15 protein-coding genes are annotated in these 16,814 nt (G+C 56.0%); 9 read left to right on the forward strand and 6 right to left on the reverse strand.

All coding sequences use genetic code 11. The features are described from left to right. Nucleotides 1–38: 38 nt before the first annotated feature. The 3 genes from gltX to apbC form a co-directional block, all read right to left on the reverse strand. Complete coding sequence (gene gltX / locus AC3CHX_RS22465) at nt 39–1,475, reverse strand: glutamate--tRNA ligase (RefSeq protein ID WP_488630199.1); 1,437 nt, start codon at nt 1,473–1,475, stop codon at nt 39–41. A 136-nt stretch (nt 1,476–1,611) separates the two neighbouring features. Next, the gene (locus AC3CHX_RS22470; RefSeq protein ID WP_488630200.1) at nt 1,612–2,019 is read right to left on the reverse strand and encodes a DUF4399 domain-containing protein; all 408 of its coding nucleotides are present in this window, start codon (nt 2,017–2,019) and stop codon (nt 1,612–1,614) included. A gap of 53 nt (nt 2,020–2,072) precedes the next feature. Continuing rightward, a complete protein-coding gene (gene apbC, locus AC3CHX_RS22475; protein ID WP_488630201.1) occupies nt 2,073–3,155 on the reverse strand; it encodes an iron-sulfur cluster carrier protein ApbC in 1,083 nt (360 codons plus the stop codon). Nucleotides 3,156–3,364: 209 nt separating this feature from the next. Between apbC and metG the strand changes: the two genes are divergently transcribed. From metG to AC3CHX_RS22505, 6 genes are all read left to right on the forward strand, one after another. Then, nucleotides 3,365–5,464, forward strand: a complete 2,100-nt coding sequence (gene metG, locus AC3CHX_RS22480; RefSeq protein WP_488630202.1) for a methionine--tRNA ligase — start codon at nt 3,365–3,367, stop codon at nt 5,462–5,464. A 149-nt stretch (nt 5,465–5,613) separates the two neighbouring features. Beyond that, nucleotides 5,614–5,823, forward strand: a complete 210-nt coding sequence (locus AC3CHX_RS22485) for a DUF3460 family protein (RefSeq protein WP_488630203.1) — start codon at nt 5,614–5,616, stop codon at nt 5,821–5,823. Nucleotides 5,824–5,872: 49 nt separating this feature from the next. After that, nucleotides 5,873–6,724 carry a segregation and condensation protein A gene (locus tag AC3CHX_RS22490; RefSeq protein ID WP_488630204.1) on the forward strand — a complete coding sequence of 284 codons (852 nt, stop codon included), beginning with the start codon at nt 5,873–5,875 and terminating at the stop codon, nt 6,722–6,724. 73 nt (nt 6,725–6,797) lie between these two features. Continuing rightward, on the forward strand, nt 6,798–7,637 hold the full coding sequence (panC, locus tag AC3CHX_RS22495) for a pantoate--beta-alanine ligase (RefSeq protein WP_488630205.1): 840 nt from the start codon (nt 6,798–6,800) through the stop codon (nt 7,635–7,637). A gap of 79 nt (nt 7,638–7,716) precedes the next feature. Continuing rightward, nucleotides 7,717–9,153 carry a DUF945 family protein gene (locus AC3CHX_RS22500; protein WP_488630206.1) on the forward strand — a complete coding sequence of 479 codons (1,437 nt, stop codon included), beginning with the start codon at nt 7,717–7,719 and terminating at the stop codon, nt 9,151–9,153. A gap of 166 nt (nt 9,154–9,319) precedes the next feature. Then, nucleotides 9,320–11,527, forward strand: coding sequence for a mechanosensitive ion channel family protein (locus tag AC3CHX_RS22505; RefSeq protein WP_488630207.1), 2,208 nt, complete (start codon nt 9,320–9,322; stop codon nt 11,525–11,527). On the opposite strand, the gene AC3CHX_RS22510 is transcribed toward AC3CHX_RS22505, so the two are convergent. From AC3CHX_RS22510 to AC3CHX_RS22520, 3 genes are all read right to left on the reverse strand, one after another. Further along, on the reverse strand, nt 11,517–11,732 hold the full coding sequence (locus AC3CHX_RS22510) for a hypothetical protein (protein WP_488630208.1): 216 nt from the start codon (nt 11,730–11,732) through the stop codon (nt 11,517–11,519). The genes AC3CHX_RS22505 and AC3CHX_RS22510 overlap by 11 nt on opposite strands. A gap of 171 nt (nt 11,733–11,903) precedes the next feature. Beyond that, entirely contained in the window at nt 11,904–12,560 is a 657-nt protein-coding gene (locus AC3CHX_RS22515) for a class I SAM-dependent methyltransferase (protein WP_488630209.1), read from the reverse strand. Continuing rightward, nucleotides 12,553–13,890 (reverse strand): chloride channel protein, encoded by a 1,338-nt coding sequence (locus AC3CHX_RS22520; RefSeq protein ID WP_488630210.1) that lies wholly within the window; start codon nt 13,888–13,890, stop codon nt 12,553–12,555. Before AC3CHX_RS22520 ends, AC3CHX_RS22515 begins: the two co-directional genes overlap by 8 nt. Before the next feature lie 293 nt (nt 13,891–14,183). Here AC3CHX_RS22520 and AC3CHX_RS22525 point away from each other — a divergent pair, with 293 nt between their 5' ends. The 3 genes from AC3CHX_RS22525 (at nt 14,184) to AC3CHX_RS22535 (ending at nt 16,733) form a co-directional block, all read left to right on the forward strand. Further along, nucleotides 14,184–15,779: an MFS transporter gene (locus AC3CHX_RS22525; RefSeq protein ID WP_488630211.1), complete on the forward strand. Its 1,596-nt coding sequence runs from the start codon at nt 14,184–14,186 to the stop codon at nt 15,777–15,779. A 310-nt stretch (nt 15,780–16,089) separates the two neighbouring features. Beyond that, nucleotides 16,090–16,212 (forward strand): hypothetical protein, encoded by a 123-nt coding sequence (locus tag AC3CHX_RS22530; protein WP_488630212.1) that lies wholly within the window; start codon nt 16,090–16,092, stop codon nt 16,210–16,212. Between the two features lie 62 nt (nt 16,213–16,274). After that, entirely contained in the window at nt 16,275–16,733 is a 459-nt protein-coding gene (locus AC3CHX_RS22535) for a hypothetical protein (protein WP_488630213.1), read from the forward strand. Nucleotides 16,734–16,814: the final 81 nt, after the last annotated feature.

Consider the following 16,814-nt stretch of genomic DNA (forward strand, 5'->3'; position numbering starts at 1 on the left):
AGTTATTCCACCTCTGACAATCCCGTTTTGAAAATTTATCAAAGATATTTCTGCAGGCGTGCCAGCACCACCTCGCGACCGAACAGTTCCAGCACCATATCAATGGCTGGCGTCTGCAACTGACCGGTGATCATCAAACGCAATGGCATAGCGATTTGCGGCATTTTCAGCGCATGTGCGGCCAATACTTCCTTGATCATCGGCGCCAATGCGGCCTTGCTCCACTCCACCGTTTTACAGCGTTCGGCAAAGTCGGCCAGTGCTGGCTTGATGGTATCGGCAACAGCCGTGAAGTGCTGTTCCAGCAACGCAGCATCAGGTGCAGGCTGACGATAAAACAGCATTGCTGCGGCCGCCACTTCATGCGTGGTATTGGCGCGCTCTTTGAGCAGACCGATTACTTTCGCCAGATCCGGTGCCTTAGTTAATAAATTCGCGAAATCGGCACCGTCTTTTTCCATCAATGGGCGCACCAGTCCAGCCAGACGTTCGTTGTCTGCCAGCTTGATATAGTGGTTGTTCACCCAGGCCAGCTTTTCGGGATTGAACTGCGCCGGCGATTTCGACAAATGATCCAGGTCGAACCATTCGCAGAACTGCTGCATGGAGAACACTTCTTCGTTACCGTGGCTCCAGCCCAGGCGCGCCAGATAATTCAGCATCGCTTCCGGCAAATAACCCTGCGCCGGATAATCCATCACACTCACCGCACCGTGGCGCTTCGACAGCTTCTCGCCATCCGCGCCAAGTATCATCGGCACGTGGCCGTATAACGGCAAGGTCGCACCCAGTGCTTTCAGAATATTGATCTGGCGCGGCGTGTTATTCACGTGGTCATCGCCGCGGATTACGTGCGTGATCTTCATATCCCAGTCGTCCACCACCACGCAGAAATTGTAAGTCGGCGTACCGTCCGGCCGGGCTATGACCAGGTCATCCATTTCACGATTCGCGATCGTGATAGTGCCCTTGACGACATCGTCCCAGCTGACTTCGCCATCGAGCGGATTCTTGAAACGCACCACTGGCTGGCGATCGGCAGGAATTGCCGGCAAAGTCTTGCCCGGCTCCGGACGCCAGGTACCGTCGTAACGTGGCTTCTCGCCAGCTGCGCGCATTTTCTCACGCATCGCCTCGACTTCCGCTGGCGACGAATAGCAGTAATAAGCTGTGCCGTCGGCCAGCATCTGCGCAATCACTTCACGGTAGCGATCCATGCGCTGCATCTGAAAATACGGACCTTCGTCGTGTTGCAGACCCAGCCATTGCATACCTTCGAGGATGGCCTCTACCGCTGCCGGCGTCGAACGTTCAAGGTCGGTATCTTCGACACGCAACACGAAAGTGCCGCCGAAGTGACGGGCATAGGCCCAGGAAAACAGTGCGGTGCGCGCACCGCCCAAATGCAAAAAGCCGGTAGGGCTTGGCGCAAAGCGGGTACGCACAGAAGTCGATGCAGGAGTAGAAGCGGTCATGATAAATAAAAACGGCCTTGGGTCGCCAAAGCCGTTATCAATGAAAAACACATTTTACCGCGTTGCCTCGCCAGAGGGAACTACAGCGCCGATTGCACACTGCGGATGCTCTCTGGCTAACCACGCGGCGCGGGGGCTATTGGACGGTAACGTTAATCGTCTTGCTTAACTCAGGGCCATACGACTGATGCAGGCCGTTACCGAACTGCAGCGTCAAGCGATATTTACCGGGCGGCAGCGTCACACTGGCTTCGGTTTGACCTTTGCCAAAATGCAGATGCTGGGCATCGGCCGGAATCACCTCGCTGGCCTTGATCGGATCCTGATTGATCAGCAGGTGATGATGGCCGGTATTTGTTGTCATGTCGCCTGCCGGCTTGATCTCCATCCCGCTCACGCCAAACTTCACGGTAAAAGGGCTGCTAACCACCGCACCATCGGCTGGCGCAACAAAACTCACTGACGCCGCATGCGCCAATTGCGGCACAAAACCGGCAGTCAACATCGAAGCACTGAAAAGTACAGCAAGCAATCGTAATTTCATCGCAAAGTCCCTTCTGGTCTGATTAAAGTAAATGCAGCGTCATCCGGCAAGAATCAATCGTTCTTGATAACAATGGTCGGAAATTTGCTGGTCATATCCTTAGCCTTCTCCGCCACCTTGATCGCCACCTTGCGTGCAATCTCCTTATATATATGCGCTACCGGGCCATCCGGCTCGGCCACCACGGTCGGGGTACCGGAATCCGTTTGCTCGCGTATCGACAACGTCAGCGGCAACGCACCGAGGAACTCAACGCCATATTCGCCGCACATTTTTTCACCGCCGCCCGCACCGAAAATCGCCTCGGCGTGGCCGCAGCTGGAGCAAATATGCGTACTCATGTTTTCCACCACGCCGAGAATCGGGATACCGACTTTCTCGAACATTTTCAAGCCCTTGCGCGCATCCAGCAACGCGATGTCTTGTGGTGTCGTGACGATGATCGCGCCGGTGACCGGCACTTTTTGCGACAGCGTCAATTGAATGTCGCCGGTGCCCGGCGGCATATCGACGATCAGGTAATCGAGGTCGCGCCAGTTGGTCTGATCCAGCAACTGTTGCAGCGCCTGCGTCACAATCGGGCCGCGCCACACCATGGGTTCATCCGGATCGACCATAAAACCGATACTCGACACTTGCAAGCCGTGGTTTTCCAGCGGCTCCATGGTCTTGCCATCCTTGGTTTCGGGGCGACCGCTGATCCCCATCATCATCGGCTGCGACGGGCCGTAGATATCCGCATCCAGAATACCGACTTGCGCACCTTCCGCGGCCAGTGCCAGTGCCAGATTGACTGCCGTAGTCGATTTACCGACACCACCCTTGCCGGAAGCGACCGCGATAATGTTCTTGATGTTCGACATCAATTTGATACCGCGCTGCACCGCGTGGGTCTGGATTTTCGAATAGACATTGACGCTGGCATTGCCGGCAATACCCGCCAGCGCCGCAATTGCTGCCGCGCGAATCAAATCGAACTGGCTTTTCGCCGGATAACCCAACTCGATGTCAAACGCGACATCGGCGCCATCCAACTGAATATTTTTCACGCATTTGCTGGAAACCAGGTCTTTACCGGTATTCGGATCAATGACGCTGGACAATGCTGCCTTGACCTCTTCAATCGTGACGCTCATTACTTCTCCTCTGTTGGCTTGCGCCAAGTCTAAACCAAATCGCTTGGCCGGCGCTCGCCGGGCTCCAAAATGTAAGGCAAAACCGGGGTTTCCGGGATTTAATTTAATAGCAATAACGCCAACAGCAAAGTGACGACTGTGTCCAACTCTGTGCGAGATAAGCCTCGGCACTGCTAAAATCACTGTTTTATTCCAACCAGCATCGCTAAATGAGCACCAATTTGAGCACCTCACCTCTGGAAACGAAGCGCAAGCTGTTCGTCACTACCGCCCTGCCCTACGCCAACGGCGCATTTCACATCGGCCACATCATGGAATACATCCAGGCCGATATCTGGGTACGGTTTCAGCGAATGCTAGGGCATGAGGTCCATTTTGTCGGTGCCGATGACGCCCATGGCGCACCGATCATGATCGCGGCCGAAAAAGCCGGGGTCACGCCGCAGCAATTCGTCGCCGATATCGCGGCCGGACGCAAAGAGTATCTGGATGGCTTCCACATTGCCTTCGACAACTGGCACTCGACCGATGGCCCTGAAAACCATGCGCTGTCGCAGGAAATCTATCGCAATCTGCGCGATGACGCCGGGCTGATCACGACCAAGACCATCGAACAATTCTTCGATCCGGTCAAAAACATGTTCCTGCCGGACCGCTACATCAAGGGCGAGTGCCCGAAATGCGGGACTAAGGATCAATATGGCGACTCCTGCGAAAACTGCAGTGCCGTCTATGCGCCGACCGACCTGAAACATCCGTACTCGACCTTGTCGGGCGCAACACCGGTCATGAAGTCGTCGGAACATTTCTTCTTCAAGTTGTCCGATCCGCGCTGCGTCGACTTTCTGCGCCAGTGGGCGCTGGCAGACCATCGCCTGCAACCTGAAGTCGCCAACAAGGCCAAGGAATGGCTGGAAGGCGACGGCGGTCTGGGCGACTGGGATATCAGCCGCGATGCTCCCTATTTCGGGATTGAAATCCCTGATGCACCGGGCAAGTATTTTTATGTCTGGCTGGACGCGCCGATCGGCTATCTGGCGTCGCTGAAAAATTATTTCGACAAAACCGGGCGCGACTTTGACGCCTTCATGGCCGATCCGAGCACCGAGCAATATCATTTCATCGGCAAGGACATCACCTATTTCCACACCTTGTTCTGGCCGGCGATGCTGAAGTTTGCCGGACGCAAGGTGCCGAATAACGTTTTCGTGCACGGTTTCATTACCGTCAGCGGCGAAAAAATGTCAAAGTCGCGCGGCACCGGGATTTCGCCATTGCGCTATCTCGACATCGGCATGAATCCGGAATGGCTGCGCTATTACATCGCCGCAAAATTGAGCGCCAAGGTAGAAGACGTCGATTTCAATCCGGACGATTTTGTCGCCCGCGTGAATTCCGATTTGATCGGCAAATACATCAACATCGCCAGTCGTGCGGCAGGTTTCATCGCCAAGAAGTTCGATGGCAAGGTCAGCACCGCCTGGGCCACAGCCGACGATCCGTTCCTGGCGCATCTACGCGCGGTTTCCACCGACATCAAAAGCCTGTACGACGGGCGCGAATACGGCAAGGCATTGCGCGCCATCATGGATCAGGCCGATGTGATCAACGCCTACGTCGATGCCAACAAGCCATGGGAGCTAGCCAAGGATCCAGCCAAGTCCGCAGCATTGCACGAAGTGTGCAGCCGCTTGCTGGAGGCATTCCGGATGTTGACCATCTATTTGAAGCCGGTCCTGCCGCTGCTGGCGCAGCAAGTCGAAGCTTTCCTGCAAATCGCACCGCTGCAGTGGGCCGATATCAGCCAGCCGCTGGCTGACGGCCATCGGATCAATGCCTATACGCATTTGATGACACGGGTTGAGCCCAAGATGCTGGACGCATTGTTTGAAGCACCGGAGGCGACAGCCGATGCGCCCGCCGCCGGCACCGAAGCTGCGGACCATGCGGCAATCGAGGAACTGGCGCCGGAAATCAAGATCGACGACTTCACCAAAATCGATTTGCGCATCGCCAGAATCGTCAATTGCGAACACGTCGACGGTTCCGACAAACTGCTGCGCCTGACACTGGACGTCGGCGAAGGTCGCTTGCGGAATGTCTTTTCCGGCATCAAGGCTGCATATCAACCGGAAGAACTGGTCGGCAAGATGACCGTGATGGTCGCCAATCTGGCGCCACGCAAGATGAAATTCGGGATCTCGGAAGGTATGGTGTTAGCTGCTTCGGCTGCCGATGAAAAAGCCAATCCCGGCATCTACATTCTCAATCCGTGGCCCGGCGCAGAACCTGGCATGCGGATTCATTGACCTGGGCGTCAATTCGCAGCAACGCTACCGCTGATGAATAAAGTAACAACAATCGGCGGTAGCGACTACCCAACAAACAGTTCGGCACTATTGGAAATGACATAAAATAGCGCCTGACCCTGCAGCGTTACCAAATAGACAAATAAATCATGAAATTTTCCAAGCAGTTTTCCGCATATGAATCCGAGATCACCAAATTCATCAGCGCACTGAAAGAAAAAAACCCGCAGCTGGAACAACAACAGCTGGCCGGTCGGGCGCTGCTGTGGGACAAGGCGCCAATTGATCTCGATAGCCAGCAACGCACGAAAAAGTCAAATGTCGCGCAACAGCCTTACGTGTATCAAAACGAGCACTGAAACCGAAGGAGTTGCGCCGCCCCGACCTGACATCAAGTGACATCAGACCATGACGCAGAATTTGTCGGACGTTGCCGAAATTACCGTTGAGGGACAGCCGGATTCGACACCTAACGTAGTCGACGGTGTCGCTTTTGCACGTCTGTACGGCGAGCCGCTGTTTCGCATGCCGACCGATTTGTATATTCCGCCGGATGCGCTGGAAGTATTTCTCGAAGCCTTTGAGGGTCCGCTCGACCTGTTGCTGTATTTGATCCGCAAGCAAAACTTCAACATCCTGGATATCCCGATGGCGCAGGTGACACTGCAATATCTGGAATACGTCGACCAGATCCGCATCACCAATCTGGAGCTGGCGGCCGAATATTTGCTGATGGCGGCGATGCTGATCGAAATCAAGTCGCGGATGTTGCTGCCGTCCAGAAAAACCGACAGCGAAGAAGCGGAAGACCCGCGTGCGGAGCTGGTGCGCCGCTTGCTGGAATACGAGCAAATGAAACTGGCGGCGCGCGAAATCAATGAGCTGCCGCAACTCGGACGCGATTTTGTCCGCACCCAGATTTACATTGAACAAAGCATCGTCACGCGCTGGCCCGAAGTCGCTATCGGCGACCTGCAATCGGCCTGGGCTGATGTCATCAAACGCGCCAAGCTGACGCAACACCACATCATCAGCCGCGAAGAATTATCGGTGCGCGAACACATGACCGGTATTTTGCGGCGCTTGCAGTCGGCCAGATTTGTCGAGTTCGCCGAGCTGTTTGATCCTGCGCGCGGAGTACCGGTGCTGGTGGTCAATTTCATCGCACTACTGGAGCTGGCCAAGGAAACCCTGATCGAAATCACTCAGGCCGAGCCCTTTGCGCCGATCTATGTGCGGCTGGCTTATTCGCCGTCTTGAAAAGCCGACCTATCCTTAACTCTTAGGCGTCCCGACGCTGCTGTCACCTCACTTTTCCACTTCCGATCCCGCCATGAAAATCATTTCCTCCATCGAAGAATTACGCGACCAGTTGCGCGGTCAACTACGTACGGCATTTGTGCCGACCATGGGCAATTTGCATGCAGGCCATCTGTCCCTGATGCGCCTGGCCAAACGACATGGCGATCCCGTGGTCGCCTCGATTTTCGTCAACCGTCTGCAATTCGGACCGAATGAGGACTTCGAAAAATATCCGCGTACCTTTGCCGCCGACGTTGAGAAGCTGGAAAAAGAAGGCGTGTACGTGCTGTTTGCGCCGACTGAAAAAGATCTGTACCCGGAGCCGCAGGAATTCCGCATCCGCCCGCCTGACGATCTCGGCAACACCCTGGAAGGTGAATTCCGTCCTGGATTTTTTGCGGGCGTCACCACCGTGGTGATGAAGTTGTTTTCCTGCGTGCAACCACGCGTGGCGGTGTTCGGCAAGAAGGATTATCAACAGCTGATGATCGTTCGAAACATGGCAAAACAGTTTGCCCTGCCAACCGACATCATCGCCGCCGAAACGTTTCGCGCCGAGGATGGCCTGGCGCTATCTTCCCGCAACATGTACTTGTCAGCGGAGGAGCGCGCCGAAGCGCCGAACCTGTTCAAGACGCTGACCCAGGTGGCGACAGAGGTCCGTAATGGCCAACTGCAGATTGACGCACTCGAACAGCAAGCCATGGCGCAACTCCGTGGGCGCGGCTGGCAACCCGATTACATCTCCGTGCGCAAGCGCAGCAACCTGCAAACGCCATCGGCCACCGAACTGGCGCAAGGAGAAGAATGTGTGGTTCTGACCGCAGCCAAACTGGGTAACACACGCCTGATCGACAACCTGGAAATTTGAGCCGCTTGCATGTGTCATCTTGTACGGTTCAATCTTCAACAACAAACTTGCGCCGCATTCACTGCGGCAAACACGCCAAATGAAACGACGTAACATAGCCCTCGCCGCCTGCGGCACACTGGTCGCGGCTTGGGTGCTGGTGGTACCGGGTCTGGTCGGCATGCACGCCGCAGCCGAGATGGACCAGACCACGCTAGAACTGCAACAGTTGGCGAGTAAATACCCGTTGACCGTCAAGGTCGAGCAATTCCGGCGCGGCTGGTTCTCTTCGACGGTGACCAGCCGCTACACGGTGAACGGCTCGGCTGCCGGTGTGGTCGTCCGGCACGACATTAATCAGTTCGCGGTTCCGTTCTATCGTTGGGCCAAGGTGACGCATACCATCGGCACGGTGGATCAGGATGGCGTCGTCAAACCGCTGCCTTTCGTCATCGATGCGCATTCGCGCCGCTTATTCTTCGGCGGCATGGCGACCACAGTGCTGGTGCCCGACCTCAACTGGCACAGCGATGGCGGTTTTCGCATGAGCGGGAAAAATCTTGAACTGCGCTCCACAGGAAAATTGGGTGGTCTGCAACAAGTCGAATTCCAACTGCCTGCGCTCGAAATCGGCATCCAAAACGAAACCATCAAACTGACCAAGCTCAGCATTGACGGCAGCAGCCAGACCGGCGCTGCCGATACCACCTGGGTGCAGCAGGCACGCATCAAACTGGAGGGACTGGAGGCCACCGGCGCCAACGGAAAATCACTGCGTTTGACGAATACGCTGATGAACGTCGATATGAAAGATCACGGCGAAAAAGTCGACCTGATTTATCAAACCAAAAGCGAACAAGGCGTTTTCGGTACGACGAATCTGGCCGATGCAGCCGACTTCAACGACTTCCACCTTGATTTTTCCTATAACAATCTGAACAAGGCCGCACTGCTGAAGCTGAATGCGCTGGGCCGCGAATATTATGCGAATGCTGCCAAGGCCATGGTGAAGCGATCGGCGACCGACGATGTAAGCCCGGATACCGGGGACGACAACAGCGGCGAAAACCCCGCACTGCGCGCAGTGACGCAAAAAGCCCTATACGACGGCGCAACATTATTATTATCCGGGTCACCGGGCTTCAAAGTCGACCAATTGCGTTTGATGACGCGTAGCGGCCAGATCGGCGGCGCGATGGAAATTAATTTTGATGGCCGCGACCTGATGCCGGAGACATTCCGCAAGGACTTCGGGATGACTTTGCTGAAAACCAGGCTGTCCGGCAAACTGTCAGTCAACCTGCCGCGGGCGCTGGTGCTCGATGCTTTCGGCGGCACAGCGCCGGCAGTCGCCGCAACAACTGAAAGCCACGATCTGGAACAAGATCAAATGACCACCCTGAAACGGCAAATGATAGACAGCCAGATCAGCAACTATGTCGAACAGGGTTATTTGAAGGAAGATGGCAAGCAATTGATGCTGGAGTCCATATTCAGTCCTCAAGGGATACAGGTCGGCGGCAAAAAAATGATGTAATCGATTGCCTGTTTGCATAGCGATTATTCAGCATAAATGTATGCACGGGACGGTCAGATTGCTAGTGCACCCGCTGCCGGTTAGAGGAGCCTGTCGGCCCATCACGTCCGATGCACTGCAACGGCTGCGGTAAGATCACTTCTTTGATGACTTTTGCGATGCCACCATGAGCCCTACCCGATTTGGAGCGCTTGCTCATTTTTTTGCACAGCCGCTGCTCATCATCTGCTTGTTGCTTGGCGCCGCGCCGGCATGGTCTGCCGCCGATAGCAGCCCGGCATCGAACCCAGCAAGCAGCCCTTCGGCGTTCGGTGCGCTGGGCAAGACTTTGCAATTGAATCCTGCCGCCAACGCGTTGGTAACGGCGCTACAGAAGGCTGAGCAACAGAGCAAAGCACCGCCGTCAACGCCATCGCAAAAGGGCTTGATCGGATTAATTTCCGGCAGCATCGACGCAATTCAGTCGCATTACGGCGAAGTCGCGGCACCGCAGAAATACTGGTCGCAGCAATTCGCGCTCGCCTGGCAAGAATTCACGACGCTATTCTCACGTCACAGCAGCGAACCCGCACTTTCGGTACTGATGCATTTCGTCGCAATGCTGGCGCTGTTCGCCATCGTCGCCTTCACGTTGCAATACGTGGGAAAACGGGTGCGTCAGCATTTCAGCGTGCAGGAAGCACTGTCCACCGATCCGAGCCTGAAAGAATTATCGATCTATATCTTGCGCCATATCGTTCCGTGGGTACTGGCGCTGCTCGTCGAAATCGCTGTCGCGTTAAGTCTGCCGCCGTCGTTGGGCCGCGCCCTCGCTACGCTGTTGCTGTACACCATGATAGGTGCGAGCGTATTCAGGGCTGTTTGCGCCATCATTTTTTCGCTCTCGCGCAGCGGCCATCGCAGCATCGCGATACATATTTTGCATCGGCGCGCATGGAAGCTGTTGTATGTGATTGGCTTCGCCGGCTGGCTGGGGGATGCGATCAACAATCCGAAGCTGTATCCGATCATCGGCGGCGCATTGTCGGATGTGGTGGCGACGTCGGCCAACCTGACTGCCGCCATCTTGTGTGGCGTCTTCGCGTTGTGCTTTCGACGACCGGTCGCCCATTTGATACGCAACCGCTCGCTTGAAATCCGCCGTGGCCACCGCGCCCGCATGGAGACGCTGGAAATTGTGGCCTCGCTCTGGCATTTCCCGACATTGCTGCTGGCAGGCGGCGTCAGTCTCGTCACGCTGGTTGGCACATCCGGCAGCGGCGCAGCGCTTGATCATGCGCTGGGTAGCGCCGCGTTGCTGGTCGGCATGTTTTTTATCGGCTCGCTGTTACGCCGTATCGGCAACAGTAGACAGCGCGCTTCGCCGCGCCGCCAATCGCCCTATATCCGGCGCTTGAAAGCCGCCATTTTCAGTTTGCTGCAAGTCATGATGTGGGTCGGATTTTTTGAATTGCTGACGCGGATATGGGAGCACTCGCTACTCGATTTTGCCAACGCCACCCTGATCGGGCGTTTGATCCTCGCCGCCATCGGCAAGATCGGCCTGACGCTGGCGCTGGCCTGGCTAGCATGGATATTGCTGGACACCGCAATTCATGAAGCGATTACGCCTAGCCGCAGCGGCCGTTACGGGCGCAGCCCGAGTACCCGCATGCGCACCATCCTGCCGCTGTTGCGCAACGCCTCCATGCTGATCATTCTGACCGTCACAGTCATCACCACCCTGGCCAATATGGGAATTAACGTCACACCGCTGCTGGCATCTGCCGGCGTGGTCGGCCTGGCCATCGGGTTTGGCTCGCAATCGCTGGTCAAGGACGTGATCACCGGGATTTTCATCCTGATCGAAGACTCAATGTCGGTCGGTGACTGGGTCGACGTCGGCAACGGCCACATCGGCACGGTAGAACAAATGTCGATCCGCACGGTACGGTTACGCGACGGCAACGGCTCAGTCCACAGCGTCCCCTTTTCGCAAATCATCGCCATCAGGAATGACTCCCGAGAATACGTGTATGCGGCGCTGAAGCTGCATGTCACGCTGGAATCAAATGTCGACGATGCGTTGCGCCTGATGCGCGAAACGGGAAAAGAGATGATGAAAGACCAGCGCCTGCGCCAGATATTACTGCAACCGATCGACATTTATGGATTGAACGGCTTTGATCTGCACGGCGCCATCCTGACCGGCGCATTCCGCACCAAACCACAAACCCAGGCAGAGGTGGTGCGTGCCTTCAATCTGCGTATCAAGGGAAAAATTGACGCGGCAACGACTGTGAAATTCGCCAACGAATGGGCGAATTTCCCGGCACCGGTCGTCCCGGCACCGCTTGCCGTGCCTGAAAACCAGGAACAGCAAATCAGCCGATAGCGTTGCTGTTGCTGTTGCTGTTGCTGTTGCCGTTGCCGTTGCCGTTGCCGTTGCCGTTGCCGTTGCCGTTGCCGTTGCCGTTGCCGTTGCTTTTGAATTCCGCATTGAGACGTTGCCAAATGGGGCGGCTGTCAGTCGGGAATTGTGGGGAAACTTGTCTGAGCGCAGCGAGTTTGTTTCCCCACCCGACTGGCAGACGACACATTTGGGAACCTGACCGAAGGGAGGGCAACGGCTTTGCGGTCGCCTTTCTTTGCTTCCTTTCTTTGGCGAAGCAAAGAAAGGGAGCGGCTGCCGGGCCGCCCCCGGCTTGCTTCCACGGAGTAGCGACCGTGTTAGATACGCGACGACCGAAAACGACTAACTCAACCGCAACTTACTTCAACCGACAATTCAACAACCAATAATGCTCAAGCCGCAAAATCCGCAAATCCCGCGTATCCGGCGCCAGCTTCTTGCGCAAATTGCTGTCGGTAGGAAAATTCTTCAAGATTTCATAACGGTCGCCATCAGGATCCTCCGGCAGACGACGATGCTGGTACGTATTCCCCAACAGGTCGGTGCGCGCGATCGTGGTGCTACTACCTTCGACATAGCTGTTGTCAAGCATCACCATCAAGGTATTCGGTCCACATTTCTCACGCAAATGCGCCAAAAATCTGCTTTGATCCTGGCGCCCGATGTGCGACCACACAAAACCCATGAAAACCGCTGTGAACGGTCGGTCGAGTTGCAGATCAAAGGCATCGGCAATCGCAAATTGCACCTTGTCGGCAGGAAAACCTTTCGCTTGTGCCAGCTTCATCACTTCCGGATTGATATCGGTCGCCATGACCGATTTCGCCGTAGCGGCAAGCTGTTCGGTCCAGAAGCCCGTACCACAACCAAGTTCCAGCACATCGTGGCCTTCCAGCAACTCCTGCACGCGTACCTGCAGCGTCAGCACTTCATCCAGGCGCTCAGGCCGGGTGTAAATTTCTTCGTAAGTGGCAGCACGTTTGGCGTAATACTCCGCCATATCATTTTTAAGCATTTTCTGACTTTCTTAAATCCGGTAATTGTGGCGCACAAGCCAGTCGATAACGTTCCGACAGTGCGTCATATAGTGGCGGCGCAAAAAACCGTGAAACCCGACTGGCAATCAAAGCGGTTGCCATCAACGAAATCACCAGCGCGTGGCCGTTAATCATTTCCATCACAATCACGAAAGCGGTAATCGGCGATTGCGTCACCGCCGCCAGATACCCGACCATCGCCAACGCAATCAACATCTGCAACGAAGTGTGGTCGAACAGCAGATGCAACAGGTTACCAAAACCAGCGCCTATAGACAGCGACGGCGCAAAAATACCACCCGGAATACCCGGCAGATAGGAACCGACCAGCGACGCCATTTTCAGCAACGGATACGGCAGCGGCAGATGCCCGTCCGCCAGCAAACTCTGGGCCTCGGCATAACCGCTACCGAAGGTGGCGCCAGCCGCCGCCACACCAATCAGCGCCACCAGTAATCCGCACAAGGCGCCAAACAGCACCGGACGGTCACACCGCAGAGCCTGCACCTTGACGGGTATCCAGCGCTGGGTATTGAGCAGCAACCAGCAAAAAATCCCGCCGGCAATACCGCACACGACACCGGTTACAACTACCGCCAATGCCAGCATGTCGCTCAGCCCGCCGACAATCTGGATGGTGCCAAAGTAGGTATAGTTACCATTCAAGCCGAGCGCGACGACACCCGCAAAAATAATCACGGTAATGACCACGCCGCTGGCGCGATGTTCAAAACTGCGGGTCAGTTCTTCAATCGCAAACACGATCCCGGCCAGCGGCGTATTGAATGCCGCCGACAGGCCGGCCGCCGCGCCCGCCAGAATCAGCCGCCGTTCCAGCGCGGCACTGGCACGCGGATACAGGCGGCGCAAATTGAACATCAAGGCTGCCCCCACCTGTACCGTGGGGCCTTCGCGCCCTATCGTGAAACCGCCGAGGATCGCCATAAAAGAAATGCCGATCTTGCCGAACAGGATTTTCAGCGACAACAATGACCGACCGCGCACGGTCGTGTGTTGTTCCAGCGTGGCGATGACTTGCGGAATGCCACTACCTTCCGCGCCGGGAAAAAAGCGCCGCGTCAGCCACACACAAAGTGCCCCGGCTGCCGGCGTGATGATGAGAGGCAGCCAGAAATGGGTTTGCTGAATCGCGCGGAAAATCCCGAATCCGGCATCAATCAGGCGCGCATACAACACCGCAATCAGGCCAACCAATACCGCGCCCAGCCACAAAATGCCGAATTTACGCCAGACCCGCCGCAAATGCCGTCGCGTCTGAGCAGAAATATTGGATGGGAGCGGGTTCATTGAATCGGGCGCAAAGGCCGCATTATAAATTATTGTGGTGAGCGCATCGTCTTGTGACTGCTATTGAGTGCATATTGCCGCATCCTTGCACTGCTATCGCTCTTCCATCGAACACTTTAGCAACATCAGGAGCTCGCCGGCGAAGTCGCGAGAACCGGCGTATCATGCTCAATTTGCAAATAAATCTCGCTGTGGCCTCTCGCTAAGAGCAGTGTTGCACCCACTGCCCGCAGACGATCCGGACATGGCTTCTGCTGCAAATGTTCTTTGCTGGCCGCATCAACAACATACAAATGGCTCTTCATTCCGCAGCCGCTCATTCGAGCGACCAAGTACTTCCTTTTCGCGAATCGCTGATGGCCATGCTGGGCATTGCGTTTGTCGTCATGCTGGTAGCGCTGGACTCCACGGTAGTCGGCACCGCTTTGCCAACCATCGTCTCCGAGCTCAAGGGCTTCGATCTGTACGCCTGGGTCGCCACCTCGTATTTACTCACCTCTGTTATTACGGTGCCTATCTTTGGCCGGCTGGGTGATTATTACGGCCGCAAGCCGTTTGTGATCGTCTCGATTGTCCTGTTTACCGCCGCCTCGGTCCTGTGCGGCATGGCTGATAGCATGCTGTGGCTGGTGATCGGCCGTGGCGCCCAGGGGATAGGCGGCGGCATGCTGGTGGGCACTGCTTTTGCCTGTATTCCCGATTTATTTCCCGGCGCCCACGTACGGCTGCGCTGGCAAGTCCTGATGAGCACCGCGTTCGGCATTGCGACGGCCGTCGGCCCTTCATTAGGCGGGTTCCTGACGCAGTACTGGGGTTGGCGCTGGGTGTTTTTTGTGAATCTGCCGGTCGGCGTGCTGTCGCTATTTTTCGTCTGGAAATATCTGCCGCACCTGCGTCACACCGATCCCGGCGCCAAAATCCGACTCGACTGGCCTGGTGCTTTTTTAATCACAACTTCACTAGGTTGTTTGCAACTGTTCGTTGAAATGCTGCCAAAGCATGGACTGTCGCTGGGCATGCTGGCGTTATTGACGGCCAGCATTGCCTCGTTCTATGCCCTGTGGAAATGGGAGCATCATGCCCAGCAGCCGATATTGCCGTTTGACTTGTTGTTCCATCCCAAGTTGTCGGCGTTATTCCTGCTGTCGGTACTCAGCGGTTTTGCGATGTTTTCATTGATGTTTTATGCGCCGCTGCTGTATCAGGGCGGCTTCGGTTTGTCGCCGCAGGAAGCCGGCCTGCTGATTACGCCGCTGGTGGCCTGCATCATGATTGGCAGTATTGCCAACGGTCGTATCATCACCCGGATTAAAAATCCGACCGTCATGCTGTATATCGGCTTCAGCCTGCTTGCACTGTCGTGCATGGGCGTGATGATATCCAACCGCTGGACCGCACATGGCACGATCGCCGGCTTCATGCTGACAGGCGGACTCGGACTCGGCTTTATCCTGCCAAACCTGACTGTTTTTATTCAGCAGGAAGCGGGGCGTGAGCATCTTGGCATTGCTACCGCCCTGATGCAATCGCTGCGCATGATCGGCAGCATGCTGGGAACCGCCATCACCGGCACACTAATCAATCACATGTATGCGAGCAGCGTCCGGCAGGCACTCGACAATGATAAGGCCCAGCACTGGCTTTCGCGCTTTGCCGATCCGCAGATTCTGATCAGTCATGACACACAGACGACAGTGCTAAAGCAATTGGCAGATGCAGGTCATAACGGCCAGTTGTTGCTGGAAGCGGCACGCGACGCCCTGATCGGCGCCATCCACATGGGCGTGGGCCTGGCGGTCGTCGTCACCGTTATCGCGCTGTGGCTGGTGCGCCGGGTGCCGGTGATAACCTTACACGGAAATCCTGAGCCGGCTGTCGTCGGCGAGTGAGTCCAGGCCGGGTTTCAGAACCTGGATTCACGTACCAGCGCGCGTTACATGACATGGCGTTCGCTGGTTTTGACCCGCCCCATCCATAAATTATCAACAGCACAACGCCAAGACGAGCGCTGGCTGGACACTCGCGCGCGCACGCTTTTTTTCGCATGGGTTAGCCATTACGTATCCGCATCAAGGCACGCGCCGACGCATCGTGCGGGCCTTCTAACATGCGCTTACAACTAACACCAGTTGGTTGCACCTGGGCAGCATTCAGAGTGGCATCCTAGCCACCTGCAAAGCCAACTCAGAAGGAAGAACCATGAAAAAGATAATTCAACTGGTGGTATTAGGCGCAATCCTCAGCGCAATGTTGTCTGGCTGCATCATCGTCCCGGCGCATGGCGGCTATTACGAGCGCCCTTACCATTCTTACCGCTATTAATTAGTGTCCGGCGGCGCGTCAACCCGACGCGCCGTGTTACGTCAACTTATCCGTGAACGCACATGAAGCTCAGTCACAAACTCGTTCTATCCATGCTGGCGATGTCTGCCGTCATGGCGCCGCTGGCCCATGCCGATGAGCCTGGCCGGCACCCGTACTATGTCCATGCACTGGAAGACCTGGATACCGCCAACTGGCTGATCGCACATCGCGCTAGCGATAACTGGGAGATGAACCAAAACGAACAGTTGGCACTTACTGAAATCAATGCCGCCAAGGAGTTGGTCATGCAATCCGGTCTGAATGTCGGTAAGGATTTTCAGCGGCCGCAACGGCCTGACATCCATAGAGATCATAACGGCCGCCTCCATGACGCGCTCGCTGCGTTGAACAAAGCCCGTCAGGATGTGGCACAAAAGGAGGATGATCCGCGCATACGCGGCATGCAGCACGATGCCTTGCGCCATATTGATATGGCCTTGCATGCGACCAAAAATGCCATTAAGGACGCCGGGTATTAATGCCTGAATAGTTATTTACCACTGAAACGGGGGGGGGCGCACTAGTAGTCCCCCCGTTTGATTTTTCATCCCGTGTCCGAC

This window comes from Glaciimonas sp. OK215 (assembly GCF_057787885.1).

Coding starts and splice junctions, on each gene's coding strand:
- gltX (WP_488630199.1), bottom strand. CDS start 1,475: ATGACCGCTTCTACTCCTGCATCGACTTCTGTGCGTACCCGCTTTGCG.
- AC3CHX_RS22470 (WP_488630200.1), bottom strand. CDS start 2,019: ATGAAATTACGATTGCTTGCTGTACTTTTCAGTGCTTCGATGTTGACT.
- apbC (WP_488630201.1), bottom strand. CDS start 3,155: ATGAGCGTCACGATTGAAGAGGTCAAGGCAGCATTGTCCAGCGTCATT.
- metG (WP_488630202.1), top strand. CDS start 3,365: ATGAGCACCAATTTGAGCACCTCACCTCTGGAAACGAAGCGCAAGCTG.
- AC3CHX_RS22485 (WP_488630203.1), top strand. CDS start 5,614: ATGAAATTTTCCAAGCAGTTTTCCGCATATGAATCCGAGATCACCAAA.
- AC3CHX_RS22490 (WP_488630204.1), top strand. CDS start 5,873: ATGACGCAGAATTTGTCGGACGTTGCCGAAATTACCGTTGAGGGACAG.
- panC (WP_488630205.1), top strand. CDS start 6,798: ATGAAAATCATTTCCTCCATCGAAGAATTACGCGACCAGTTGCGCGGT.
- AC3CHX_RS22500 (WP_488630206.1), top strand. CDS start 7,717: ATGAAACGACGTAACATAGCCCTCGCCGCCTGCGGCACACTGGTCGCG.
- AC3CHX_RS22505 (WP_488630207.1), top strand. CDS start 9,320: ATGAGCCCTACCCGATTTGGAGCGCTTGCTCATTTTTTTGCACAGCCG.
- AC3CHX_RS22510 (WP_488630208.1), bottom strand. CDS start 11,732: ATGTGTCGTCTGCCAGTCGGGTGGGGAAACAAACTCGCTGCGCTCAGA.
- AC3CHX_RS22515 (WP_488630209.1), bottom strand. CDS start 12,560: ATGCTTAAAAATGATATGGCGGAGTATTACGCCAAACGTGCTGCCACT.
- AC3CHX_RS22520 (WP_488630210.1), bottom strand. CDS start 13,890: ATGAACCCGCTCCCATCCAATATTTCTGCTCAGACGCGACGGCATTTG.
- AC3CHX_RS22525 (WP_488630211.1), top strand. CDS start 14,184: ATGGCTCTTCATTCCGCAGCCGCTCATTCGAGCGACCAAGTACTTCCT.
- AC3CHX_RS22530 (WP_488630212.1), top strand. CDS start 16,090: ATGAAAAAGATAATTCAACTGGTGGTATTAGGCGCAATCCTCAGCGCA.
- AC3CHX_RS22535 (WP_488630213.1), top strand. CDS start 16,275: ATGAAGCTCAGTCACAAACTCGTTCTATCCATGCTGGCGATGTCTGCC.